The sequence below is a fragment of the Nocardioides convexus genome (genome assembly GCF_011090295.1).
Window position 1 is genome coordinate 4,240,312 of the sequence record NZ_JAAMYA010000001.1, and the last position, 24,693, is coordinate 4,265,004.

Consider the following 24,693-nt stretch of genomic DNA (forward strand, 5'->3'; position numbering starts at 1 on the left):
TTCTCGTTCAACTGGGTGGTCAAGTCGCGCGAGGCTGCCGAGGACCCGCGAGTGCGGAAGCTCGGTCATCCCGGTCGAGATGGACGGCCTCACGGCCCGGTCCGAGCACGGCGGACTCTCGTTCGTCGACGACTCGGGCCGCCAGCAGTTGTGGAGCCCTACGCCGACGATGTGGGACTCCTCGGGTGCCCCAAGTGCCGATCCGTCGACAGGAAGCTCGGCAGAGACCTCGTTGTCGGCGGTCGACGACGGCCCGGACGTGGCGGATCGTGTCACCGCCGTCGGGGCCACCGTATCGGGCGGCGACTTGACTCTGACTCCGGATGCGAAGTTGTTGGACGCGCCCGACGTGGTGTTCCCGGTGGTGATCGACCCGCCGTTCAACAGGGGCCGCAACGGGTGGACCGCAGTGTGGAACAACTTCCCCAGCAAGTCGTTCTGGCAGACCGAGCACTCCCTTGGTGCGGGCTATGAGGGTTTCGAGCAGTTCAAGGTGGTGCGGTCGTACTTCCGGTTCGACACCGCCGCCATCCGTGGGAAGAAGATCTTGGGCGCGGAGATGAACGTGCGTCAGATCCACCAGGCTTCCTGCCAGGCACGGCCGACTGACGTCTACCGGACCGGTTCGATCGGAACGGGCACGACGTGGAACAACCAACCCGCGCGCTACACCCTGCAAAGTTCGAGCAGGCTCCACGGCCGGCTGCGGCTCCGGCACGGACATGGTCGGCTGGGACATCAAACAGGGCGCAACGGCTCTCGCTGACGCGAACGCTGCGACCGGCACGTTCATGATCCGTGCGCGGGACGAGGGCGACAAGATCGCGTGGAAGCAGTTCGACGACAACGAGGCCAACATCCAGGTCACCTACGTCGCCTACCCCGCAACACCCACCGGCGTGACGTTGAAGACCGCGAACGCCTACTACCCCTGCGGGAGCGTCTCGGCGCCGACGTTGATCCCGTCGACGACAGTGACGTTGGGTGTGCGGGTCAGCAGCGCTGATGGTGCGTCGGCTTCGCTGCGTGGCGTGTTCGCTCGCGCCGACGCCTCGGCGTCGAAGACCTACCCTGATACTTCGGGAACGACCAATGTCGCCAACGGCGGGACGTCGACCTTGACCTGGACGGTCGCGAACGGCCATGTCATCCGCTTCCGAGCGAAGGTGTGGTCGGTCTACACCTACGACGGGGTGACGGACTACGTGGAGTCTGGTTACAGCCCGACCTGGTGCTACTTCAAGGCCGACATCACCGCCCCACCGCCACCGAAGGTCACGACCACGGCGTTCGAGGAGTGCGCCAGTGCCGAGGATCCGGACGTCTGCACGGCGATGGGCGAGTCCGGGACAGCGGGGACGTTCGCGGTCAGTACCCCCGCCACCGACGCGGTGTCCTACCGGTGGAGCCTGAACGGCAGTGCTGCTGTCACGGTCGCGACCTCAGGAGGAGCGGCACGGACGATCTCGGTGACGCCATCGGGAGTCATGAACACTCTCAGCGTGTGGTCCGCGGACGGTGCGGGCAACCTGAGCCTCAAGACGACCTTCGTCTTCAAGGTCAACCCGCGCAGTCCGGATGTTCAGTGGTCCTTCGACTCAGATGACCCGGGTGCCGACACCGGGCGAGAGCAGGACACGCCGCTCGACGTGGGTTCGGCGACAGCATCTGATCTTGGCCGGGTGGGAAAGGGACTGCGCTTCACCAGTGGGGCGGGAGCGCCCGCGGAGACGACCGCTAGCACCGGTGTGTCGGCGACGACCGCTTTCACGGTCGGTGCCTGGGTCCGTCTCGACACCCCGGCTCAGGGCACGACGACGACCCTGCTGTCGGCGACCGACTCGACGGGCAACGTGTTCGAGTTCGGGTACGAGCCCTCCACGAACAAGCTTGGACTGCGGGGCGCCGTGCGGCGACGACCGTCTCGCAGGTCGGCTGGGGAACGGCAGCCTCTCCATGTCTGGACCCATCTCGCTGCGACCTTCGACCCGGCTTCGAAGACGCTGTCGCTCTACATCAACGGGCGCTTCGCCAAGTCGCTGGTGTACCCGACGGCAGCGTGGCTCAACAGGACCGGCTGGCGGATCGGCTGTGGTCGCGTCGACGGCAACCCGTCGTCCTGCGGCACGGGCATGATCGACGAGGTCAACCTCTACAGACTCGATCCTCAGCGCAGACGAGATCCGCAACCTCGCCGACCCGACGTCGGGTGAGGAGTTCCACCCGATCACCGCGCAGGCTGCGTCGTGGTCGATGAATGATGCCGATGACTCCGCGGTAGCGGCGGATTCGTGCTTCGGTGCGGATCTTGCGACGAGCGGGCTCCCTTCGCCGAGGTTCGGGCTTGCCGCGGACCAGTGGAACCGGGCGTTGTTGATCCCTGCCGCTGCGGACCAGCAGGTCAGCTCAACCGTCCGGTGGTGGACTCGACGGGCTCCTTCGCCATCGCGGTAGATGTCAGGCCGTCCAAGGCCGAATCGATGGTCATCGTGCAGCAGCGTGGTGTGAATCGTGAGTCGTGGACCCTCGCACTGGAACAGGCAGGGGAGAACCAGGGCCGGTGGGTCTTCCAGCGGACGACCAGCGATGCGAGCGGCGCCACGGTGCTCGAGGTTCGTTCGAAGGTCACGGTCGAGGACCTGCTCGTCGGTGAGTTGACCACGTTGGTGGCTACCTACGACCGTCGCAACGATCGCATCGCGTTGTTCGTCAACGGAGCGGAATCCACCCAGGAGTCCGATCCGACGACCGGGGCTGTGCACCAAGCGGCGTTCACCACGCCGTGGGCTGCGCGGGGTGACCTGCTCGTCGGGAGCGGCATGCTCAACGGCGTTGCTGCACCCTTCGCCGGGGAGATCGAACGCGTCGATGCCTTCGCCGGTGCTGCCGACCGGAACCTCGCCTCTGCCTATAACGATGCGACGAAGCCTTGAAGCCGCCAAAGCGTGACGCCACGGAAGTCGGGACTGGACCAATGACCAACAATCCTCGGGAAGTCCTCATGCGTCGATTCGTGGCTGTGCTCGTGATGGTCGCTCTCTCACTGACGATGCTGGGGACCATAATTCCTGACGAATCCGGCCGCAGCGCGTGACGACAACGACCGGCCCAGGGTGCACCGCGACCGGCCCAAGGACGTGAAGAACGCTGCGCCGCGAAGGCTGCCGGGCCGCTCCGCTCAGCATGCCGCTGCTGCGCAGCGGGCGTCGGCTCTCGCCGACAAGGCTGTGCGCTGGCCCGCCGCCGCTGACGGGGTCGTCGGCGGCGCGGGTCCGCGTTCCCTGTCCCTTGGGCCGGTCGCCGTGACGGCGTCGTCGTCGAGTGCGCGCCGGGTCCGTGTGCTGGACCGCGCGTCGACAGACCGCACCGGCGTGCGCGGTGTGCTGGTCGAGATCGCCTCGATGGCGGCTGGGCCGTCCGGCACGTCCCCTCAGCGGATCTCGGTGGACTACAGCGGTTTCGGGCATGCCTACGGCGCGAACTGGCCCAGCCGGCTGCGGATGTTCGCCTACCCAGGTTGTTTGCTGACCACGCCCAAGTTGGCCGCCTGCCAGGTGGCGACGCCGATCGCGTCTAAGGTGGACCCGGCGACGCAGACCGTGACCGGTACGGCCTCGGCCACCCAGCCTGCGCAGCACGAGCACGGTGGTGGCGCTGGCCGCTGTCGCCGCGTCGTCGTCGGGAACGGGTGACTTCAGCGCGACGCCGATGGCGGCGAGACTCGTCGTGGACCGGCGGCGGGTCGTCGGGTGGTTTCGGGTGGTCGTACCCGATCGGTGTCGTGCCGGGGAACAACGGTCCGGCACCGTCGGTCGACCTGTCCTACTCCTCGCAGTCGGTCGACGGCCGTACGGCTGCGAGCAACAACCAGTCCTCCCATCTCGGCGAGGGCTGGGACGCCGGTGACGCCTACATCGAGCGCGGCTACGCCACGTGCAAGGACGACGGTGTCGCGGGCAAGTACGACCTGTGCTGGAAGACCGACAACGCCCACCTGGTCCTCAACGGTTCGAGTGCGGAGTCTCATCAAGCGCGCCGACGGCACCTGGCGGCTGAGCACCGACGACGGGTCGCGGGTACGCCGCCTGACCAGCACGGCGGCGGGCAACCAGGACAACGACAAGGAGTACTGGGAGGTCACCACCTCCGACGGCACGAGGTATTACTTCGGCCGGACCGCGATCCCGGACCAGACGGGTGATCCGCAGTCGGTGTGGTGGGTGCCGGTCAACGGCAACGACTCCGGCGAGCCGTGCTACAGCGCAGGTACGACGTATGCGACCCGGTTCTGCAAGCAGGCGTGGCGGTGGAACCTCGACTACGTCGTGGACCCGAGCGGCAACGCCATGTCGTACTGGTACACGAGCGAGAACAACTACTACGCCAAGAACCAGGTCGCCTCGCCGGGCACGGAGTACATCCGCGGTGGCCGTTTGACGCGCATCGACTACGGCCTGCGGGCCGGGTCCACGGCTGCGGCGCCGTTCCAGGTCGCCTTCATGGGTGCGGTGCGCTGTCTGGCGGCCACCGGTTGTGACACCTACTCCAAGGCCAAGTGGCCGGACACGCCGTACGACCAGATCTGTGCCAGCACGGCCACCTGCACGGGGAAGTTCGCGCCGACGTTCTTCACCCGCTACCGGCTGAGCAACATCACCACGAAGATCCGCAAGGCCGGCGCGTACGCCAACGTCGACTCCTGGACCTTCGCCCACGAGTTCCTCAACTCCGGCGATGTCTCCGACGGGTCACTGTGGCTGAAGTCGATCACCCACTCCGGGCTCGTCGGCGGCACCGTGACGGAGCCGCCGATCACCTTCGACGGCATCCAGGCTCACCAACCGCGTCAACACCACGTCCGATGGGGTCTCGTCGCTGCCGCGCTTCCGGTTGCGGACCATCACGAGTGAGTCGGGTGGGGTGACCACGGTCAACTACAGCGATCAGCAGTGCTCGGCGAGCAATCTGCCGACCCCGGACAGCAACACGCAGCGGTGCTTCCCGCAGAAGTGGACCCCGGACGGGAGCACCAGCCCGCGCACCGATTGGTTCAACAAGTATGTCGTCACAAGTGTTTCCGAGGCCGACACCACCGGCCTCGCCAATGCCGTGCAGACCTACTACACCTACGGCGGGGGTGCCGCGTGGGCCTACGACGACAATAAGTCTGGTCGCGGACGACTACCGCACCTGGTCACAGTGGCGCGGGTTCGGCCAGGTCACCCAGACCATCGGCAACCCAAGCGACGGGGGCGAGCGCTCGCAGACCACCACGACCTACTTTCGTGGCATGGACGGCGACAAGCAGTCCTCCGGCACCCCCCGGTCGGTCACCGTCGAGGCATCCGACGGCAGCGTCATCGCCGACAAGCGCGCCTACGCGGGCCGGGCGCGGGAGTCCATCACCTACGACAAGGCCGGCGGGACACCGTTCTCCGGTGCGATCTACACGCCGTGGTCGGTGGTCACGGCCGGCAGTGGTCTCAAGGCGGCGTCCTTCGTCGGCACCGCCGAGACGCGGTCCCGCTCGATCCTGGCCAACGGCCAGTGGCGCCGGCGGACCGTCGACCAGGACTACGACGACAACACCGGCCAGGTCACCCGTGTCTCCGACTCCGGCGACACCGCCGTCTCGGGCGACGAGACCTGCACCGCCACCGACTACGCCGACACCCAGACCGCGACCGGCGCCTGGTTCGTCGGCTACCCATCACGTGTAGTCAGCAGCCGCGGGATCTGCGGCACCGACGCGCTGACTCCTTCGGAGTCGGACGTTCTCGCCGATTCCCGTACGCGCTACGACAACCTGGCCCAAGGCGTCGCGCCGACGCGGGGCCTGGTCACCGCGACCGATCGGCTTAAGGCCTACTCCGGCGGCGCCCCCGTGTACCAGCAGGTGATGACGACGGCCTACGACGCCTACGGCCGGACCACCTCGACCACGAGCCCCAGCGCCCAGAGACTCGACCTCCACCTCCACCGACACCACGGCGTACACGATGTCGACGGACGGCACGCTCGCGAGCACGACCAGCACGCAGGACGCCGGCGGCAAGAACTTCGTCACCACGACCACGATGCTTCCCGAGTGGGGCGTCCCCACCAAGATCGTCGATCCCAACAACAGGCCGACCGAGGCCGCGTACGACGCTCTCGGCCGCGTCGTCTCGGTGTGGGACACCAACCGTGCGCGGACGGCCACGCCGAACATCAAGTACGCCTACACACTGTCGAAGACATCAGCATCGGTGCGCACCAGCACGTTGAACCGCGACGGTTCGGGCTACATCGACTCCGTCGCGATCTACGACTCCCCTGCTGCGGCCTCGTCAGACCCAGGTGCCGACGCCGAGCGGCGAACGGATCCTTGCCGGCACCAACTACGACTCCCGCGGCCAGGCGTACCAGACCTTCGCCGACGTTTACGCCACCGGAGCACCGTCCGGCACGTTGGCTCAGTTCTCCGAGGGCGCCGTCCCCGCGCTGACGAAGAACAACATCGACGGCATGGGGCGCACCACCAAGAGCACGCTGTTCACCTACAACGCCCCGCGGTGGTCCACCACCACGACCTATGACGGCTCGGACATCACCACGCTGACGCCGCCTGACGGGGCGCCGTCAGTCACGACCACGACCGACATCCGTGGCCGGAAGGTGAAGTCGGTCGAGCATGGCACCCCCGACCTGATCAGTACGTACCAGTACGACCTCCGCGACAATCTCCGCGAAGTCACCTCACCCGGCGGTACCTGGACTTACGACTACGACCTCCGGGGCCGCAAGACCGAGGCCCATGACCCTGACTCCGGCACCAGCACGACCACCTACACCGAGTCCGACGCGGTCGCCACCACGACCGACGCGCGCGACAAGACCCTCCTGACGATCTACGACAACCTCGACCGGACCACAGCCCTCTACGAGGGCGGATCCGTCGACGACACCAAGCCTGCTCAAGACCTGGACCTACGACACCATCGCCAAGGGCCTTCCCTACACGCAGACCCGCTACCTCGGCGGCCTGGCGGGCGACAAGATCGAGACCAGGGTGTCCTCCTACACGGAGGGCTACCAGCCGACCGACTCCAGGCTGGCCCTCACCGCCGCAGCGGGCTCGACGCGGTTTCAAGGGCTTCCGACGAGCCTGTCGCGCACGCAAGTCTGGAACGTCGACAAGACCGCCGCCGCGAACTACCTCCCGCGCGTTTCGGTAAGCGGCAAGACGATCCTGAGCACCGAGCCCGTCGGCTATGAGTACACCCCGCTGGGCCTCCTGAAGCAGGTCGTTGGCCAGGTTGGGATCATCCAAAATGTTGTCTACAACCAGCTTGCGCCAGCCCCTGCAGGTCACCGCCGGACGAGGGTCGAGTCTACCAGTCTGTTCTCGACGCGTGAGTACGACGAGGGCACCAACCGCCTGACCCGTGCGCTCGTCACCAGCAACCTGTCCGACACCGTCATCGCCGACCCGCACTACAGCCTACGACCCTGCTGGCAACCCGACCAAGGTTTCCGACACCGCGACTGGCGACACGCAGTGCTTCCGTTACGACGACCATCGTCGTCTCAGCGACGCTTGGACCCCGGGCGACGCCAACTGCGCCACGGCACCGGCCTCGGCAACGCTGGGCGGCCCGGCGCCGTACCGCCAAGCCTGGGCCTTCACCGCCACCGGCCTTCGCAGCACCCAGACCACCACCACCCCGGCGGGCGAGACCACCGATACCTACACCTACCCGGTCACGGGCGCGGCCCACCCCAACTTCGCCACCAGCATCGCCCGCACCGCAGGCGGGTCGACCTCGATGCTGGCGTACCAGCCCGACGACGCCGGCAACACCACCGCTCGCCCCGGCCCGACCGGTGCGGACCAGGCACTGCAGTGGGACGCCGAGGGCAACCTCACCAAGTCTCACCGACACCAGCGGCGACACCACTTACACCTACGACGTCGACGGCAGCCTGCTGCTGAAGGAGAACGACAAGCAGAAGGTTCTCTACGCCGGCGACACCGAGGTCACCTACGACAAGGCGGCCAGCGCAACCAGTGCGAAGAGGAACTACGACACCGGACTCGGCATCCTCGCCGTACGTCACGGCGACGATCCTGCGGACATCACCTTCCAGGTCGCCGATGGCCAGGGAACCGCACAGATCGCCCTCGACGCCACCACGCTGGCGCCGGTCTACCGGCGCCAGATGCCCTACGGCGAGGACCGCGGCCTAGCCCCCGCGGCGTGGCCAAACGAGCGCGGCTTCCTCGGCAAGCCCGCCGACAAGGACACCGGCCTCACTGGCATCGGAGCCCGCGACTACGACCCTCTCATTGGGCGATTCATCTCTGTCGACCCACTGCTGATGACCGACTTCCCAGCACAGATGCTGGGCTACAGCTACGGTAACAATAACCCCACCACTTACTCCGACCCCTCCGGCGCTGGCCCCATCTGCGGCGGCGAGCCGTGCATTGGCCACTACGACGTTCACGGTATCTACCAGCACGACGGAAAACAGCCGCAATACCCCGATGTGCCCCCCGACATGGACACGTCCAGCCGAGGGTCATCGAAGTCAAAGGGCGGCGATAACCCCGTCATCAATGGTCTCAAGGCCGTTGGGTCAGGTTTGAAGAACTTCGGGGTCGGCGCGCTTCACGGCACGGTCGACACCGGTTCAGACATCATGGAGGCGGTTCATAAGCCTTCCCTGCTATGCCTACGCGGCCCAACCCGGTCGCATGCAGGGATGTTTGGATCAGCCCGTCGATAAGCCGAGCGACGTGCTCCAAGACGCCGGCGTCAGCGCCGACCAGTCGTCGGCGTCCTACAAGAGCGGATACATTCTCGGGATTCCGATCCCCGGGGGGGCCGCCGCCACAATAGACCGAAGCCTCCCCCTCCTCGTTCGATGGCTCGCGCGACTCCACCCCTCGCCAGCAAATGCCGCAAACCGCGCACCGAGGATGGGTGGATTCGCGAAGTTCGGATCGACGGATGCGGCGACGACGAGAATGCTTAGGTTCTCTAAGCGCAATCCGGAGGCGGGTTACTACGACGTCATCGGCCATGGGTCACCCGACGGCCTTTCCGGGATGTCGGCTGAAGAGTTGGCGGCCAAGATTGCGTCGAGTTCGGGTGGGCAGAACATCCGCCTGCTGTCGTGTCAGACTGGTTGTCCAAGTGGAACATTTGCTCAGGATTTGTCGAATAGGCTCAGGGTGCGGGTGATGGCCCCGACGACTGACATTGGCGCGAGTGGGAGCGGAAAGACGCTGGACATGTACGGAGGTCAGTGGCGATGGTTCGACCCGAACTGACGCTTATTGGATACTGGCGTAGAGAGGCGGGCGCTGGGCGGCCGGATGACGACCGCTGGCCATCGCCCGCCGCGTTCGTCGACCCCTTTTGGGATGTCGACGAGCGAGATTCGGTCGCCGAGTACCTCGGCCGCGGCTTCGTTGTCCGAGCGTGCATGGGTTATTCGCCGTGCAGGCTCTGCGATCTGGAGACGAACGGGAACCTTGAGTTGAGCGATGGCGTCTATGTCTGGCCCGAGGGCTTGGAGCATTACGTCCGCAACCACGCAGTCCGGCTGCCGGAGCCCTTCGTTTCCCACGTGATGGCGTCAATCGACGCATTCGAGTCGGCCAGCCGGGACGAGTCGTGGTGGCACTCGTTCGCTGACTAACTAGCCGCCGGCGTCGGCGAGGACCGTGATGTCGCTTTGGTGACGAGGGCGTCGATCAGGGCTCATGACGAGGGCGAGGTCTACCTTGCTGAGCCTTGGAGTGGGTGGCGAGATGCTCGCAGCCTGAGTAAGCCCCCGTGATGGCGTCGAAGCCTCAACGTGAGCCGGACGGTGACGTCGACGCCGGGCGTGATGGGACCGCACTCGTAACGGCTGGTCTGGCCGGTGTCGCCGCCGATCTCTGAGGCCCTGAGGTGTTCAAGGTAAGTCGCGGTGTGATCGACCTGAGGAACTACCGCCGGCGAGGTGGCGGGTCACAGCGGCTCGAAACACACTCGTCGTCATGAGGGGTACCGACGGTGGGACGTCCTGCTGAGAAGGATCCTAGGCCATGGCGGCAGTCCAGCACCGAAGTCCGAGATCGGCCCGGCGCGAGGTCCGAGGCTGTGGAGAACTGCCGCCGGAACAGGGCCTGTGGAGCGAAAGTGGCGGCTTTCGCCGTGATTGCCCGCGCGTCGGACCCCGCTTGTAAGGTGTTCGATGTCATGCGCGGGAGATCCCAACGATGCGCAGATGCGCCGCAGGACGGACGACACTCGAAACTCGAGGATCACTTTCATGGACTACAAGGTTGCTGACCTGAGCCTGGCCGAGTTCGGTCGCAAGGAGCTCACCCTCGCCGAGCACGAGATGCCGGGCCTGATGGAGATGCGTCGTCGGTACGCCGCGTCGCAGCCCCTCAAGGGCGCCCGCATCGCCGGCTCGCTGCACATGACGATCCAGACCGGCGTGCTGATCGAGACGCTGACCGCGCTCGGCGCCGACGTCCGCTGGGCCACCTGCAACATCTTCTCGACCCAGGACCACGCCGCCGCCGCGGTCGTCGTCGGCAAGGGCACCGTCGAGGACCCGCAGGGCACGCCCGTCTTCGCCTGGAAGGGCGAGACCCTGGCGGAGTACTGGGACGAGGCCGAGAAGGTCTTCCAGTTCAAGGACGCCGAGGGCAACGCCATCGGCCCGAACATGATCCTCGACGACGGCGGCGACATCACGCTGCTCGTCCACAAGGGCACCGAGTTCGAGAAGGCCGGCGCCGTCCCGGGCCAGGACTCCACCGACAACGAGGAGTACAAGGAGGTCCTCCGGGTCCTCGCGCGCTCGCTCGACAACGACCCGACGTACTGGACCAACATCGGTGCCGGCATCAAGGGCGTCACCGAGGAGACCACCACCGGCGTGCTCCGCCTCTACGACCGGTTCAAGGACGGCTCGCTGCTGTTCCCGGCGATCAACGTCAACGACTCGGTGACCAAGTCGAAGTTCGACAACAAGTACGGCTGCCGCCACTCGCTCATCGACGGCATCAACCGCGGCACCGACGTGATGATCGCCGGCAAGACCGCGGTCGTCTGCGGCTACGGCGACGTGGGCAAGGGCTCCGCGGAGTCGCTGCGAGGCCAGGGCGCCCGCGTCATCATCACCGAGATCGACCCGATCTGCGCGCTGCAGGCGGCGATGGACGGCTACGAGGTCAAGCGCCTGGAGTCGGTCGTCGACTTCGCCGACATCTTCATCACCACCACGGGCAACTTCGACATCATCCGCGTCGAGCACTTCGAGCGGATGAAGAACCAGGCCATCGTGGGCAACATCGGTCACTTCGACAACGAGATCGACATGGCCGGTCTCGCGAAGATCCCGGGCATCGTCAAGGACGAGATCAAGCCCCAGGTCCACCAGTGGATCTTCCCCGACGGCAAGAAGATCATCGTGCTGTCCGAAGGCCGCCTGCTCAACCTCGGCAACGCGACCGGTCACCCGTCGTTCGTCATGTCGAACTCCTTCACCAACCAGGTGCTCGCGCAGATCGAGATCTTCACCAAGCTCGAGGAGTACCCGATCGGCGTCTACGTGCTCCCGAAGCACCTGGACGAGGAGGTTGCCCGCCTGCACCTCGACGCCATCGGCGTGGAGCCTGACCGAGTCTCAACCAGGCGCAGGCCGACTACCTGGGCGTCCCCGTCGAGGGCCCCTACAAGTCGGACCACTACCGCTACTGAGTCTGTTCGGCGCGAGCGTGTCGCCGCTGGTCGCCGCCTCCACGGCGGCGCCACGCTGCCGCGCTCCCGCAGCCCTCGCACCCACTCGGGTGCGGGGGCTGCGTCGTCTGCGCCCCTAAGATGGTGGACATGACATCCGTCGCCGGCGCGCCGTACCCCACCCGGGGGCGCGTGCTCGTCGTCGACGACGACGCCCCGCTGGCGGAGATGCTGAGCATCGTGCTGGGCCAGGAGGGCTTCGAGAGCCGGGTCTGCCCGCGCGGCGACAGTGCGCTCGCGGAGTTCCGCGACTACCGGCCCGACCTCGTCCTGCTCGACCTGATGCTGCCGGGCAAGGACGGCATCGACGTGTGCAAGGAGATCCGGGCCGAGTCCGGCGTACCGATCGTCATGCTCACCGCCAAGGGCGACACCGTCGACGTGGTGGTGGGTCTGGAGTCGGGCGCCGACGACTACGTCGTCAAGCCGTTCAAGCCCAAGGAGCCTGGTGGCCCGCATCCGGGCGCGGGTACGACGCACCGAGCCGGTCCCGCCGGAGACCCTCGCGATCCGCGACCTCCAGATCGACGTGGCCGGGCACTCAGTGTCCCGCGACGGCCAGGAGATCTCGCTGACGCCGCTGGAGTTCGACCTGCTGCTGTGCCTGGCGCGCCGGCCCGGCCAGGTGCTGAGCCGGCAGGTGCTGCTGGAGGAGGTCTGGGGCTACCACCACGCGGCGGACACGCGCCTGGTCAACGTGCACGTGCAGCGGCTGCGCTCCAAGGTGGAGCACGACCCCGAGCACCCCGAGATCGTGCTGACCGTCCGGGGGTCGGCTACAAGGCCGGCTCGGCGTAGCGTGCTGCGCGAGCCTGTGGACCCGCGTCGCCCCCGCGGTACGACGAGCGCTGACCTTCTGGCGCCGGTCGATCCAGGCGCGCGTGGTGGTCAGCACCGTGGTGCTGTCCGCGGTGGTGGTCAGTGCCGTCGGCTGGATCCTGCTGCAGCAGACCCGGCAGGGCCTGCTCGACCACCGGGTGGACGTGGTCCTCGGCGAGGTGGACGCCGAGGTGTCGGACGCGACCGACCGCCTGGAGGCCGCGTCGGGCCGTGAGGTCAACGTCAGCCGCCAGCAGCGCGACCTGGTGGACCCGATCATCGAGCGCGGCGACAGCCGCGGCTACAGCGTGGTGCTGGCAGGCCCCGAGGGCGAGGACATCCCGCTGCGCGAGGGCGGCGGCGAGTACACCGGCGGCCTGGACCTGGTCAGCGTCCCGGAGTCCCTGGAGGCGCACTTCGACGGCGCCAACCGCACGGCCGCCTGGACCTACACCGACATCGTCACCAAGCGCGACGGCGAGGAGGAATCGGTCCCCGGGCTGATCGTCGGCTCGCAGGTGCAAGCTGCCCTCGGACGGCAAGACCTACACGCTCTACTTCCTCTTCCCCCTGACCGAGGACCAGGAGACCCTGGGCCTGGTGACCAACGCCCTGCTCACCGCCGCCGGGCTGCTCATCGTGCTGGTCGCGGGCCTGACCTGGCTGGTCACCCGGCAGGTGGTCACCCCGATCCGGCTCGCCCGCCGGGTCGCCGAGCGGCTCGCGGCCGGGCGCCTGCAGGAGCGGCTGCAGGTCACCGGCGAGGACGACATCGCTCGCCTGGCGTACTCCTTCAACCAGATGGCGACCAGCCTGCAACGCCAGATCCGCCAGCCTGGAGGAGCCTGAGCCTGGGTGCAGCGGCGGTTCGTCTCCGACGTCTCCCACGAGCCTACGCACCCCGCTGACGACGGTGCGGATGGCGTCGTACGTGCTCCACGACGCGCGCGAGGACTTCGACCCCGCCACCGCGCGGGCCGCCGAGCCTGCTGCAGGCCGAGCCTGGACCGGTTCGAGAACCTGCTCGTCGACCTGCTCGAGATCAGCCGCTTCGACGCGGGCGCCGCCGTGCTCGCCCCCGAGGACGTGGACCTCGGCGAGGTCGTCGAGCGGGTCGTCGCGGCCGCCCAGCCGCTGGCCGACCAGCGCGGCGTGCGGGTGGTGGTGGAGCACCCGGCGCAGGACGTACGCGCGGAGGTGGACTCCCGCCGCGTCGAGCGGATCCTGCGCAACCTGGTCACCAACGCGATCGACCACGCCCTGGCCGACGACCCCACCGAGGCGGTCCTGGTCCGGCTCGCCTCCGACGAGGAGGCGGTCGCGATCACCGTGCGCGACCACGGCGTCGGGCTCGCGCCGGGGGAGGCGGCGATGGTGTTCAACCGGTTCTGGCGCTCGGACCCCGCCCGGGCCAGGGTCAGCGGCGGCACCGGCCTCGGGCTGGCGATCGCCCAGGAGGACGCGCACCTGCACGGCGGTTGGCTGCAGGCGTGGGGGCGCTCCGGGCAGGGCGCGCAGTTCCGGCTCACCCTGCCGCGGCGCGCAGGGGTCGGCCTGCGGCACAGCCCGCTGCCGCTGATCCCCGAGGACGCGGTGTCCTCGGACGCGGCGCTGGGCGCCGTCGTACCGGCTCCGGAGGGGGAACGATGAGACGAGTGCTCCCGGCGGTCCTCGCCGTCGTCGCGCTGCTGCTGGCCGGCTGCGTGTCGATGCCGAGCAAGGGTCCGGTCGTGGACAGCCCGGTGATCGGTGGCGCCGACACCCGCCGCGCCAGCGACATCGACGCGCGACCGCCGGGGGAGGGGGCCTCGCGCTCGGACATCGTCGGCGGCTTCCTGGACGCGATGACCGCGTGGCCGGTGCAGATCAACGTGGCGAAGAAGTACCTCACCGAGGAGGCGGCCGCCGGCTGGAACCCCGAGCAGCGCACCATCGTGTACACCGACGTGCAGCCGGTCCGCGAGTCCGGCGGTGCGGTCCAGGTCCGGCTCACCGCCGCGGACGCGCTCGACGAGGCGGGGGCCTGGACCGGCGCGCTGTCCGGCACGGACCTCCAGGCTGAGCCTTCCGGCTGACGGTCGAGAAGGGCGAGTACCGCATCGTCGACCCGATCGACGCGCTCGTCGTGCCGGCCACCTGGTTCCAGCAGCGCTACCGCCAGGTCTCGCTCTACTACTTCGACCCGATCGCGCAGATCCTGGTCCCGGAGCCGGTGTTCGTGCCGCAGGGCGACCAGGCTCGCGACCAGCCTGGTGGCCGGGCTGCTCGAGGGTCCGCCGCCGCGGGCGCGCCAGGTGGTGCGCTCGTTCGTGCCGCGCGGCCTCGCGGTGGGGCTGTCCGTGCCGGTCGACGACCGCGGGGTCGCCGACATCAACCTGGTGGGCGACGCGCCGCGGCTGACCGCCGAGGAGTCCGAGTCGATGCTGGCCCAGCTCGCGTGGACCCTGCGCCAGGACCCCAGCATCAAGGCGCTGCGCGTGACGATGGGTGGGGAGGACCTGCCGATCCCGGGTGGGGCCTCGCAGTTCCCGGTGGACGGGGGCCAGGCCTTCGACCCCGCGGGCGACAAGGCCACCGGTCAGGCTCTTCGGCATCAGCCGGGGGCAGGCTCGTCTCCGGTACAGCGGGGGACCTGAGCGTCGCGACCGGCCCGTTCGGGCGTACCGACGCCGGTCTGGTCGCCGTGGCCGTGCGACCCGACGCGAGCGAGGCGGCCGGGGTGGACGCCGGCGGGAGCCGCGTCCGGCTGGCCCCGGTCCGCGGCGACGAGAGCCTCGGCCGCGCCGCGCACCGTGCTCACCGGCGGCAGCTTATGCCCGCCCGTCGTGGGACTTCGCCGGCCGGTTGTGGGTGCTCGACCGCAGGCGCGGGGGTGCGCGGGTCTGGCTGGTCGAGGGCGACCAGGTGCGGCAGGTCGTCGTCCCCGGGGTGAGCGGACGGGCCGCGCGCTCCCTCATCGTGTCCCGCGACGGCACCCGGCTCGTCGGCGTGGTCCGGACCGCCGGGGGCGACGAGGTGCGCGGCGCACGCGTCCTCGTCAACGGCCGTGGCCGGGTCGCCGGGATCCGCGCGCCCGGCCTGGTCCGCGCCGCGCAGGGGACCCAGATCGACGACCTCGCCTGGACCACGCCGATCCGCGTCGGCCTGCTGACGACGACGGCACCTGGCGTGCTCTACGAGGTCGACGTGGTCGCCGCCGACGGCGCCTCGGTCGGCGTCGACGTCATCTCGACCATCGTCTCCGGCCGCCTCGTGGGCCTCGCGGCAGCCCCCGCCGAGGGCTCGGCGATGCTCGCGGTCTACGGCGACCGGTACGTCAACATGGTCGACCAGCACGAGTACCCGACCGGCGCGACACCCCTCACCCAGACTCGACTTCGCCGGCTGAGCCACTTCCCGGCCCGGTTCGTCCACAGATCGGGCCACGGCCCTTGGCGGGGCCCGCCGGGCTTGGTGGAGTGGGCACATGGCCGCCTCCCACGACCTCGCCGACGGGTTCGGCGACCTGGTCCTCGGCGTCGCCTGCGTCGGCTGCGGCCGGCCTGGGCGCGCGCTGTGCCGGTCCTGCGCCGCCCGGCTGCCCGACGTGGCCGTGCCGCGGTGGCCCTCGCCGACACCGGCGGGCCTGGTGCCGCCGTACGCCGTGGGGGACTACGACGACCTCCTGCGTGCCCTCGTGCTCGCCCACAAGGAGCACCGGGTGCTCACCCTCGCCCGCCCGCTCGGCGACCTGCTGGCGGGCTCCGTGGTCGCGGCCCGGGCCGGACCCGGCCGGCCCCTCGTGCTCGTCCCCGTGCCCTCGCGACCGCGGGCGGTGCGGCAGCGCGGGCACGACCCCACCCTCGCGATGACCCGCGCGGCCGCGCACGTGCTCGCCGGTGACGACGTCCCGGTCGTCGTCGCCCGGCTGCTGCGGGTGCGTCCTGGTGTCCGCGACCAGGCCGGCCTCGACGCCGGGGAGCGGGCGCGGAACCTCGCCGGGTCGATGGCGGTCTCCTCGGCCGCCGTACGACGGCTGGCGCGGCGGGTGCCCCGTGCCCACCTGGTGCTGTGCGACGACGTCGTGACCACCGGAGCGACGCTGCGCGAGGCCCAGCGCGCGCTGGAGGCATCGGGCCTGCCGGTGCGGGCCGCGGCGCTCGTCGCGGCGACCCGGCGCAAGGTCGCCACGGCCAACTTCGGGTGAAGCCTTTCGTCGGCCATCTCGACGGACTAACGTCTCTGCATGGAGTCCGTCCGGGTCCGTGGTTGCGCCGCACCGGCGGAGCACGCGCTCGGCCGGGTGTGGCTAGCCGATGCCAGTCGCAGGCGAAACGGTCCACGTAAGCCGGCCTCCGGGCCGGTGATCACGGTGCGGCTTAGTCGTAAGTCCTGCCTCGGAACGGACGTCAGACACGTCCGCCCCCGGGAGAAGGCCGGTAGTGGCACCAAGGCTGCGGAAGCCTCAGCAGGCGGGTGTGGGGACGAAGACCAGGTCGGCCGGGCGGACTCCTCCTATGGCGCGAGCGCGGCTTCGCCGCGGCGGTCGGCAGCAAGGCTCGCTGGGCGCGCGGCTCTCGCCGCGCTGCCGCGCCGCAGTTGGCTTGGAGAGATGGCCGGGCCCGCCTGGCGGCAAGCCTCGAGCAACGCGTTGCCGCAGCCTGCGTTTCCTGCGCCCGTCACCACGAGTTTGTTCACACGTCCCGTCCAGAGTCGGCGGGAGAACCCATCACCGAATCCCTTGGAGGTAACTGATGGACGTTGTGGTCACCGGAAGGCACTGCGAGATCTCTGACCGGTTCCGAGAGCACGCCACCGAGAAGCTCGCGAAGCCTGGAGAAGCACGACCACCGGATCATCCGGGTGCACGTCGAGGTCGATTGCGAGCCGAACCCCCGTCAGCACGACTCCTCCATCCACGTGGAGTCTCACCGCCTACTCCAAGGGGCCCGTCATCCGGGCCGAGGCGGCTGCCGACGACAAGATGGCGGCGCTCGACCTCGCGCTGGACAAGATGGCGGCCCAGATGCGCCGGGCGGCGGACCGGCGGCGGGTGCACCGCGGCCGTCGTACGCCGGTGTCGGTGGGCAAGGCCCTGTCCGACGTCCCCGTGGACGGGTACGCCGACACGGTGGCCGAGGAGGACAACGTCGCCATCGAGCGCCAGGTCGGCCCGATCACGGTCACCGGCGACGGTCCGCTCGTCGTCCGGGAGAAGACCCACCCCGCCAGCCCGATGACCCTCGACCAGGCCCTGTATGAGATGGAGCTCGTCGGGCACGACTTCTACCTGTACGTCGACAAGGAGAGCGAGCGACCGGCGGTGGTCTACCGCAGGCGCGGCTACGACTACGGTGTCATCTCGCTCGAGGTGGACGCCCGAGGAGAGTGACCAGCAGATGGCGCGAGGACCGGTCGGGTGTCCGGACGGGCGCCCGGCCGGGCGCGGCGGAAGTGGTCCCTGCCCACCCCTGCCGCCCAGACGTGCCATGATGCCGCTGTGGCGAGTGGGAATCCGTCCGGAGCCGTGGGTCTGGGGAACCCGGTGAGCGAACCGGTCCGTGTGGTCGTGGTCGACGACCAGGAGCCGTTCCGGCGCGGCCTGACCATGCTCCTGGGCATCGAGCAGGGCATCGACGTCGTCGGTGAGGCGAGCAGCGGTGCCGAGGGCGTGGCGCTGGTCGTGGGCGCCGTGCCCGACGTGGTGCTCCTCGACGTACGAATGCCCAAGCAGTCCGGGATCGAGGCGTGCGTCGCGATCAAGGAAGCGGTGCCGACCACCAAGATCATCATGCTGACGATGTCCGACGACGAGGCCGACCTGTACGAGGCGGTCAAGAGCGGCGCCTCGGGCTACCTGCTCAAGGACTCCTCCATCGAGGAGGTCGCCCAGGGCATCCGGGTCGTCGCCGACGGCCAGTCCCTGATCAGCCCGTCGATGGCGGCCAAGCCTGATCGACGAGTTCAAGACGATGGCGAAGCCGGAGCGTGCGGCTGGCCCGGCCCTCAAGCTCACCGAGCGCGAGACTCGAGGTGCTGCGCCTGGTCGCGAAGGGCCTGAGCAACCGCGACGTGGCGCACCAGCCTGGCGATCAGCGAGAACACCGTCAAGAACCACGTCCGCAACATCTTGGAGAAGCTTGCGCACTGCACTCGCGCATGGAGGCGGTCATGTACGCCGTGCGTGCCAAGCTCGTCGAGCTCGACTGACGGCCGGCAGGGGCGACCTTTCGCCCCACCCGGCTGAAGGGTCACCTCCAGGTGACGGGCTCGCCTTCGTCCAGGTCGTAGTCGCCCCCGGAGGAGGCGAAGACCACGCGGTCGACGACGTCGCCCTTGTCGGCGATCAGGGGCAGGCAGGACTTCAGCGTCGCTCCCGGCTGGACGTCGCTGGCGAAGAAGGCGACCTCGCAGACCGGGAAGTCGCCGAACGCCGTCAGCCTGCGCCGCCGTCCTGGAGCCGTCGATGACGCCCTGGAGCATGGCGCCGGGAGTGAACGAGGCCAGCCCGTTGCCGTCCTGCGAGACGACCTCCACCTGGACCTCGACGTAGAACGGGGTGTGCTCCGAGGCGTCGAAGTCGTCGATCTTGACGTTCGCCAGGTCCTCGCTCGTGCCCTGGCGGATGTCGGTGACGGTCGGCCTTGACCACGCCGTTGGCACCCGGGCCGTTGGTCACCGGCACGGTCGCGCTCTCGCCGAGTGCCAGGGTGGTCCCCGGCGGCGTCAGGTCGCCCGAGCCGCCCGAGCCGCCCGAGCCCGTGCTCGGCGCGTCCGTGGGGTCCTCCGAGTCCGGGCTCGGCTTCTCGCTCGGCGTCCGGGTCGTTGGTTCGGCGACGGGGCCGGGGTCGTCGTCGCCGTCGCGGGTCAGCAGCACGATGACGAGTCCCGCCACGACGACGAGGAGCACGAGCACCGTGGCGCTGCCGGCGACGAGGGGGCCCTTGCCCTTGGGCGGCGGCGGTCCGTACGGCGGCGGACTCGGGTCATAGGGCTGCTGCGACATGGCGGATCCGTTCGTCGGGCGCGGGAGCGATGAAGAGCCGACGGTAGGCGGAGCGATCAGCAGGTTGGCGATCTCCCACCACCGCAACTGATATCGCGGCGGCGCTGTCGGCGGACCTCCGTAGGCTCACCGCGTGAGCAGCACGCAGTCCCTCTCGCGCGCGCAGGCGCGGCGGGTCGCACTGGCCGCGCAGGGCTTCCTCGACCCGCCACACGCCGTACCGACCCTGCGGACCTTCGACCGCACCCTCGCACGCACCGGCGTGCTCCAGGTCGACAGCGTCAACGTGCTGCAGCGCGCGCACCTGATGCCGCTGTACTCCCGGATGGGGCCCTACGACGTCGACCTGCTCCGCCGGGCGTCGAGCGGGCGGCAGCGGCGGGTGGTGGAGTACTGGGCGCACGTGCAGGCCTACATGCCGGTCGAGCCTGTGGCCGGTGATGAGGCACCGCATGGACCACTACCGGGCCCGGCGCGGCAAGTGGTCCTTCGTGGCGGAGGACGACGCGCTGGAGGCCGCGCTGCTCGCGGAGATCGCCGAGCGGGGTGCCAGCACCGCGCGTGAGACTCGACGACGGCCTGCCACGCAGCAAGGACCACTGGGGGTGGAACTGGTCGCGCACCCGGCGGGTCCTCGACTACCTCTTCACGGTCGGCGACCTGGCGATCGCCGGGCGCAACAGCCAGTTCGAGATCCGCTACGACCTGCCCGAGCGCGTCCTCCCCGCCCGGTACGTCGACGCCCCCGCCCTGCCCGCCGCCGAGGCCCACGTCGAGCCTGGTCCGCCGTGCCGCCCGTTCCCACGGGGTCGCGAGTGCGCAGTGCCTGGCCGACTACTACCGGCTCAAGGTGGGCGAGGCCCGGCCCGCGATCGACGCGCTGGTCGCGGCGGGTGAGCCTGGAGCCGGTGAGCGTGGCGGGGTGGAAGCGCCCGGCGTACCTGCACACCGGGGCCCGACTGCCGCGCCGGGTGGGAGCGCGCGCGCTGCTGAGCCCGTTCGACCCGGTGGTGTGGGAGCGGGACCGGGCACTGGCGCTGTTCGACTTCTTCTACCGGATCGAGATCTACGTGCCGGCGGCCCAGCGGGTGCACGGCTACTACGTGCTGCCGTTCCTGCTGGGCGAGCGGATCGTGGGCCGGGTGGACCTCAAGGCGGACCGGCCGACGGGACGGCTGCTGGTGCAGTCGGCCTGGGCCGAGCCGCACGCACCCGCCGAGACGGCGGGCGAGCCTGGCCGCCGGTCCGACCCGGCTCGCGGACTGGCTCGGCCTGGGCGAGATCGTGGTGGCGCCGCGAGGCGACCTGGCGCCGGCGCTGCTGGCCGAGGTGCGCCGTACCTGACGATCCGCGGCGGATCGGGGGCGATCAGGCCCAGAGGTCAGGTACGACGCGGGGCCGGGTCAGGAGTAGAGGCGCTCCAGCACGTCGGCGTACTTGGCGTGGACGACGCGGCGCTTGAGCCTGAGCGTCGGGGTCAGGCTCCTCCGACTCCGCGCTCCACTCGACCGGCAGCAGGCTCCCAGGCCTTCACCTGCTCGGGCCGCGAGAGCCGCGCGTTCGCGGCGTCCACGGCCTGCTGCGCGACGGCGAGCAGGGCCGGGTGCTGGGCGAGACTCGGCGAGCGAGGCCCCGGCGGGGATGCCGAGCCTGGGCGGCCACCAGGGGCGCGATCTCGGCGTCGAGGGTGAGCACGGCGACGACGTAGGGCCGGCCCTCGCCGAAGACCGGGGCGTGCCCCACGACCGGGCTCTCCTTGAGGTAGTTCTCGATGTTGGAGGGCGCGATGTTCTTGCCGGAGGAGGTCACGATGATCTCCTTCTTGCGGTCGACCACCTTGAGGAAGCCGTCGTCGTCGAGTCTCGCCGATGTCGCCGGTGTGCACCCACCCGTCGGCGTCGATGAGTCCGGCGGTCGCGGACTCCTGCCGGTAGTAGCCCTGCGAGGCGACCGGCCCGCGGGCGAGGATCTCGCCGTCCTCGGCGAGCGAGATCTCGATGCCGGGCAGCGCCCGGCCGACCGTGCCGAGCCGGAACTGGTCGGGACCGCACGCCGTGACGGCGGCACAGGTCTCGGTCATGCCGTAGACGTCGTAGATCCGCATCCCGAGGCCGGCGAAGAAGCGGGCCACCTCCAGCGGCATCGGTGCCGCCGCGGAGGCGGCCCACTCGCAGCGGTCGAGGCCGAGCATCGCACGCAGGAAGGCCAGCAGGCCGGCGTCCGCCGCCTGGTAGCGGGCCTCCAGGCTCGGGGAGACGGTGCTGCCGGACTGCAGCGCCTCGACGTGCTCCAGGCCGGTGGCGAGCGCGCCCTCCACCTGGGCCCTCCGCTCCGGGTCGGTCTCCGCGGCGAGCCTTGGCGGAGAGGCCGGTCTTGATCTTCTCCCACACCCGCGGGACTCCGAAGAAGCGCGTCGGGTGCACCTCGCCGAGCGCGCCCACCAGCAGCGCGGGGTCGGCGACCAGGTGGACGTGCGCGCCGTTGACCTGCGGGATGTACATCCCCAGCGTGCGCTCGGCGATGTGGGCGAACGGCAGGTAGGAGATGAAGTCGTTGTGCTGGGTCGGCGCGGCGACCCGCAGCGAGCAGGCGCACTCGTAGAGCACCGCGTGGTGCGTCAGGACGACGCCCTTGGGGTTCCCTGTGGTTCCGGAGGTGTAGAGGATCGTCAGCGGGTCCTCGGCGCTCACCTCCGCGGTGCGTGCCTCCAGGCTCTGCGGCGTGCTCGGCCCGCCACGCCGCACCGGCGGCGAGGAAGGCCTCCCAGGTGACGAAGCGCTCGTCGTCCGCGGGCGGCTCGGCGTCGATCACGACGACCCGGCGGATCGAGGTGCTCTCCTCGAGCGCCCTCGCCCAGCGGGCCAGGTGGTCGGCGGTCTCGAGGACCACGACCGTGGGCTCGGCGTGCCCGGCGACGTACGCGACCTGCTCGGGCGAGAGCGTGTTGTAGACCGACATCGAGATCGCGGCGGCGTGCACGGCACCGAGGTCGGCGACGACGTGCTCGATCCGGTTGCCGGCCATCAGCGCCACCCGGTCGCCGGCCCCGACCCCTGCGGCCAGCAGTGCGCCGGCGGCGTCGAGCGCCTGCTCGCGCAGGTCGTTCCAGGACAGCGTGCGCCAGCCCGGTGCGTAGCCACCGGACAGGTCGATGCCGACCTTGTCGGAGTACGCCGGTCGGTCGCCCTCCGCGGCCACGGTCCGGGCGAGGGCGACCGGCAGGGTGAGACCGGCGATCTCCGCCTCGATCTCGGCGCGCACGGCCAGCGTGGCGGCCTGGGTGTCGTTGCTCATCGGGGTTCCTCTCGGGTGGGGGTCATTGCCGGGGGACGTTGGTGGAGCCGCGGCCCTGGGTGCCGGGCGGCGGGTCCGTGCAGCGCACGCCGGTGACCGGTGCGCGGCGGGTGGTGTCCTGCACGTCGCGCTGCACGGAGCGGTCGTAGACGCAGTTCTTGAGGATCCGCGGCACCAGCACCACGCGGCCGCTGCCACCGCGCGTGCTGCCCGCCATCACGTCGGCCTGCGCCGGCGCCCAGTCCAGCCAGTGCTGCAGGCCGCGCAGGTGCCGCGCCGCCATCTCCGTGAGCGGCACGCCGGAGCGCAGCATCCGCCGCAGCTCGGGCGAGGCCTGCTGCCACCAGCGCTCGAGCCGGGGCAGCAGGTCCAGCGACGACACGACGGTACGACGCACCGACGGTGTCGCCGCGGCCAGCGATCGCGCGATGGCCTCCAGGTCCGCGGACATCCGGCGGATCTCGGGGAGAGCTCCGCGGCGGTGGCCAGCGGCCGCTCCGCGCGCCGCGCCAGCGTGGTCAGGTCGGGCTCGAGCCGGCGCAGCAGCGCGAAGGCGGTCTCCATCTCGATGGCGAGCGCACGCAGGTCCACGTCGTCCTCGCCGCCGCCGAAGATCGCCTGCGTCTCGGTCGCGATGGTGCGGATGTCGCCGACGTCGAGGTGCGCCATCAGGCCCTCGGCGTGGGCGAGCACCTCGGGCACGCTCACGGGCACGCTCGTGGCCGCGACCGGAACCCGGCCGCCGTCGGCGAGGAAGGGACCCTCGCCGGTGCGCGGTCGCACGTCGAGGTACTGCTCGCCGACCGCCGACAGGTTGCGCACCTCCATCGCGCTGTCGGTGGGGATCTCGACGTCGGAATCGATCTCCAGGCTCCGCGACCGCGCCGACGCCGGGGGAGTCACCGAGCCGGACCTCGGTCACCTCGCCGATGCGCTGACCGCGGTAGGTGACGACGGAGCCCTCGTGCAGCCCGGCGGCCTGGGGAAGCTCGACGGTGAGGTGGTACGGGTTGCGGAAGAGCGAACCGCCGACGACCGTGTCGGCGACGTACAGGACGCCGGCGACGAGGATCACCAGGATCAGCGTCTGGGCGAGGTGGCTCCGGCGCCGCCACCGGCGCGCACTGCTGTGGAGCTCGGCGTCGGTCATCGTCCCCCCGTGTCGAGCAGGGCACCGGGGTCGAGCACGAAGGTCAGGTCGAAGTTCGCGAAGTCGCCGGGTGCGGCCCTGTCGCTGCCGCTCGCGAAGGCGATCAGCCCCTTCATCACGCCGTCGATGTCGGCCCGTCCACGCAGCAGCGTGGTGAGCACCGGCCTCATGTCCCTCAGCCTGAGCGACCAGGTCGCGGCGCACGGCCGCGGTCAGCGGGGTGGCGACCGCGTCGAAGCGGTTCAGCGACTCCATCGCGAGCACCAGGTCCGCGCGCTGGACGTCGAAGGAGGTCACCAGGGCGGTCAGGTCCGTCAGCGAGCGGGTGATCTCCGGCAGGTCGCCGGCCAGCCGCTTCGTCAGCCGGTCCAGGGACGCGGTGAGCCGGTCGACCCGCGGGAGGTCCGCGTTGAGGTCGGTCACGGCGACGTCGAGCCTCGCCAGCAGTCGTCGTACGTCGCCCGCGTTGCCGGTCAGCGCGGTGTTGAGCCTGGGTGATGATCGTGGAGATGTCGGTGAAGTTCGCCGCCGGTCACGACCGTGGAGAGCGACGAGAGCAGGTCGGTGACGTCCGGCGCGGAGCCTGGTCGCACTGGCCGGCAGCGTCTCGCCGGCCGCGAGCACCCGGCCCTGGGTGCCGGGGAAGAGCCTGCACG

25 protein-coding genes and 5 pseudogenes are annotated in these 24,693 nt (G+C 69.9%); 24 read left to right on the plus strand and 6 right to left on the minus strand.

What is annotated here, in order from left to right; all coding sequences use genetic code 11:
• The first annotated feature begins 79 nt into the window (after positions 1–79).
• The 12 genes and pseudogenes from G5V59_RS31480 (at position 80) to mtrA (ending at position 12,587) form a co-directional block, all read left to right on the plus strand.
• On the plus strand, positions 80–766 hold the full coding sequence (locus tag G5V59_RS31480) for a hypothetical protein (RefSeq protein WP_278259079.1): 687 nt from the start codon (positions 80–82) through the stop codon (positions 764–766).
• A 25-nt stretch (positions 767–791) separates the two neighbouring features.
• Positions 792–2,213 (plus strand): LamG-like jellyroll fold domain-containing protein, encoded by a 1,422-nt coding sequence (locus G5V59_RS31485; RefSeq protein WP_278259080.1) that lies wholly within the window; start codon positions 792–794, stop codon positions 2,211–2,213.
• A gap of 267 nt (positions 2,214–2,480) precedes the next feature.
• A complete protein-coding gene (locus G5V59_RS31490; RefSeq protein ID WP_278259081.1) occupies positions 2,481–2,933 on the plus strand; it encodes a hypothetical protein in 453 nt (150 codons plus the stop codon).
• 180 nt (positions 2,934–3,113) lie between these two features.
• Positions 3,114–3,692 (plus strand): hypothetical protein, encoded by a 579-nt coding sequence (locus G5V59_RS31495; protein ID WP_278259082.1) that lies wholly within the window; start codon positions 3,114–3,116, stop codon positions 3,690–3,692.
• Positions 3,693–3,781: 89 nt separating this feature from the next.
• Entirely contained in the window at positions 3,782–4,201 is a 420-nt protein-coding gene (locus G5V59_RS31500) for a hypothetical protein (protein WP_278259083.1), read from the plus strand.
• A gap of 10 nt (positions 4,202–4,211) precedes the next feature.
• A complete protein-coding gene (locus tag G5V59_RS31505) occupies positions 4,212–4,910 on the plus strand; it encodes a hypothetical protein (protein WP_278259084.1) in 699 nt (232 codons plus the stop codon).
• A gap of 380 nt (positions 4,911–5,290) precedes the next feature.
• Positions 5,291–6,487, plus strand: coding sequence for a hypothetical protein (locus tag G5V59_RS31510; protein WP_278259085.1), 1,197 nt, complete (start codon positions 5,291–5,293; stop codon positions 6,485–6,487).
• Complete coding sequence (locus tag G5V59_RS31515) at positions 6,451–7,257, plus strand: RHS repeat domain-containing protein (protein ID WP_278259086.1); 807 nt, start codon at positions 6,451–6,453, stop codon at positions 7,255–7,257. The genes G5V59_RS31510 and G5V59_RS31515 overlap by 37 nt, the downstream gene beginning before the upstream one ends.
• 609 nt (positions 7,258–7,866) lie before the next feature.
• Positions 7,867–8,772, plus strand: coding sequence for an RHS repeat-associated core domain-containing protein (locus G5V59_RS31520; RefSeq protein WP_278259087.1), 906 nt, complete (start codon positions 7,867–7,869; stop codon positions 8,770–8,772).
• A 10-nt stretch (positions 8,773–8,782) separates the two neighbouring features.
• Positions 8,783–9,319 carry a hypothetical protein gene (locus G5V59_RS31525; protein WP_278259088.1) on the plus strand — a complete coding sequence of 179 codons (537 nt, stop codon included), beginning with the start codon at positions 8,783–8,785 and terminating at the stop codon, positions 9,317–9,319.
• 989 nt (positions 9,320–10,308) lie between these two features.
• A pseudogene (gene ahcY / locus G5V59_RS31530) lies at positions 10,309–11,750 on the plus strand (adenosylhomocysteinase).
• Between the two features lie 129 nt (positions 11,751–11,879).
• A pseudogene (mtrA, locus tag G5V59_RS31535) lies at positions 11,880–12,587 on the plus strand (MtrAB system response regulator MtrA).
• Here mtrA and G5V59_RS31540 read toward each other — a convergent pair.
• Entirely contained in the window at positions 12,566–13,024 is a 459-nt protein-coding gene (locus G5V59_RS31540; protein WP_278259089.1) for a hypothetical protein, read from the minus strand. The pseudogene mtrA and the gene G5V59_RS31540 overlap by 22 nt on opposite strands.
• Before the next feature lie 262 nt (positions 13,025–13,286).
• Here G5V59_RS31540 and G5V59_RS31545 point away from each other — a divergent pair, with 262 nt between their 5' ends.
• From G5V59_RS31545 to G5V59_RS31585, 9 genes are all read left to right on the plus strand, one after another.
• Positions 13,287–13,457: a HAMP domain-containing protein gene (locus G5V59_RS31545; RefSeq protein ID WP_278260179.1), complete on the plus strand. Its 171-nt coding sequence runs from the start codon at positions 13,287–13,289 to the stop codon at positions 13,455–13,457.
• 6 nt (positions 13,458–13,463) lie between these two features.
• Positions 13,464–14,258 (plus strand): HAMP domain-containing sensor histidine kinase, encoded by a 795-nt coding sequence (locus G5V59_RS31550; RefSeq protein ID WP_278259090.1) that lies wholly within the window; start codon positions 13,464–13,466, stop codon positions 14,256–14,258.
• A gap of 5 nt (positions 14,259–14,263) precedes the next feature.
• Positions 14,264–14,683, plus strand: a complete 420-nt coding sequence (locus G5V59_RS31555) for a hypothetical protein (protein WP_278259091.1) — start codon at positions 14,264–14,266, stop codon at positions 14,681–14,683.
• A 50-nt stretch (positions 14,684–14,733) separates the two neighbouring features.
• Entirely contained in the window at positions 14,734–15,540 is an 807-nt protein-coding gene (locus G5V59_RS31560) for a hypothetical protein (RefSeq protein ID WP_278259092.1), read from the plus strand.
• Positions 15,459–16,490 carry an LpqB family beta-propeller domain-containing protein gene (locus G5V59_RS31565; RefSeq protein WP_278259093.1) on the plus strand — a complete coding sequence of 344 codons (1,032 nt, stop codon included), beginning with the start codon at positions 15,459–15,461 and terminating at the stop codon, positions 16,488–16,490. The genes G5V59_RS31560 and G5V59_RS31565 overlap by 82 nt, the downstream gene beginning before the upstream one ends.
• A complete protein-coding gene (locus tag G5V59_RS31570; protein ID WP_278259094.1) occupies positions 16,456–16,794 on the plus strand; it encodes a phosphoribosyltransferase family protein in 339 nt (112 codons plus the stop codon). Before G5V59_RS31565 ends, G5V59_RS31570 begins: the two co-directional genes overlap by 35 nt.
• 777 nt (positions 16,795–17,571) lie before the next feature.
• Positions 17,572–17,979 (plus strand): sigma 54 modulation/S30EA ribosomal C-terminal domain-containing protein, encoded by a 408-nt coding sequence (locus tag G5V59_RS38130; RefSeq protein WP_341351075.1) that lies wholly within the window; start codon positions 17,572–17,574, stop codon positions 17,977–17,979.
• Between the two features lie 153 nt (positions 17,980–18,132).
• Entirely contained in the window at positions 18,133–18,648 is a 516-nt protein-coding gene (locus tag G5V59_RS31580; RefSeq protein WP_278259095.1) for a response regulator transcription factor, read from the plus strand.
• Positions 18,649–18,678: 30 nt separating this feature from the next.
• Entirely contained in the window at positions 18,679–18,834 is a 156-nt protein-coding gene (locus tag G5V59_RS31585; RefSeq protein ID WP_278260180.1) for a hypothetical protein, read from the plus strand.
• 189 nt (positions 18,835–19,023) lie between these two features.
• Here G5V59_RS31585 and G5V59_RS31590 read toward each other — a convergent pair whose 3' ends face one another.
• Positions 19,024–19,593, minus strand: coding sequence for a hypothetical protein (locus G5V59_RS31590; protein ID WP_278259096.1), 570 nt, complete (start codon positions 19,591–19,593; stop codon positions 19,024–19,026).
• 133 nt (positions 19,594–19,726) lie between these two features.
• Between G5V59_RS31590 and G5V59_RS31595 the strand changes: the two genes are divergently transcribed.
• From G5V59_RS31595 to G5V59_RS31605, 3 genes and pseudogenes are all read left to right on the plus strand, one after another.
• Complete coding sequence (locus G5V59_RS31595; protein ID WP_278259097.1) at positions 19,727–20,158, plus strand: crosslink repair DNA glycosylase YcaQ family protein; 432 nt, start codon at positions 19,727–19,729, stop codon at positions 20,156–20,158.
• A pseudogene (locus G5V59_RS31600) lies at positions 20,155–20,440 on the plus strand (crosslink repair DNA glycosylase YcaQ family protein); the annotation flags it as partial. The gene G5V59_RS31595 and the pseudogene G5V59_RS31600, both read left to right, overlap by 4 nt.
• Positions 20,441–20,443: 3 nt before the next feature.
• On the plus strand, positions 20,444–21,055 hold the full coding sequence (locus tag G5V59_RS31605) for a hypothetical protein (RefSeq protein WP_341351374.1): 612 nt from the start codon (positions 20,444–20,446) through the stop codon (positions 21,053–21,055).
• A gap of 15 nt (positions 21,056–21,070) precedes the next feature.
• Here G5V59_RS31605 and G5V59_RS31610 read toward each other — a convergent pair whose 3' ends face one another.
• From G5V59_RS31610 to G5V59_RS31625, 4 genes and pseudogenes are all read right to left on the minus strand, one after another.
• The gene (locus G5V59_RS31610) at positions 21,071–21,784 is read right to left on the minus strand and encodes an AMP-binding protein (RefSeq protein WP_278259099.1); all 714 of its coding nucleotides are present in this window, start codon (positions 21,782–21,784) and stop codon (positions 21,071–21,073) included.
• A 229-nt stretch (positions 21,785–22,013) separates the two neighbouring features.
• A pseudogene (locus G5V59_RS31615) lies at positions 22,014–22,337 on the minus strand (AMP-binding protein); the annotation flags it as partial.
• 85 nt (positions 22,338–22,422) lie between these two features.
• A pseudogene (locus G5V59_RS31620) lies at positions 22,423–22,887 on the minus strand (AMP-binding protein); the annotation flags it as partial.
• 22 nt (positions 22,888–22,909) lie between these two features.
• Positions 22,910–24,661, minus strand: coding sequence for an MlaD family protein (locus G5V59_RS31625; RefSeq protein WP_278259100.1), 1,752 nt, complete (start codon positions 24,659–24,661; stop codon positions 22,910–22,912).
• Positions 24,662–24,693 lie beyond the last annotated feature (32 nt).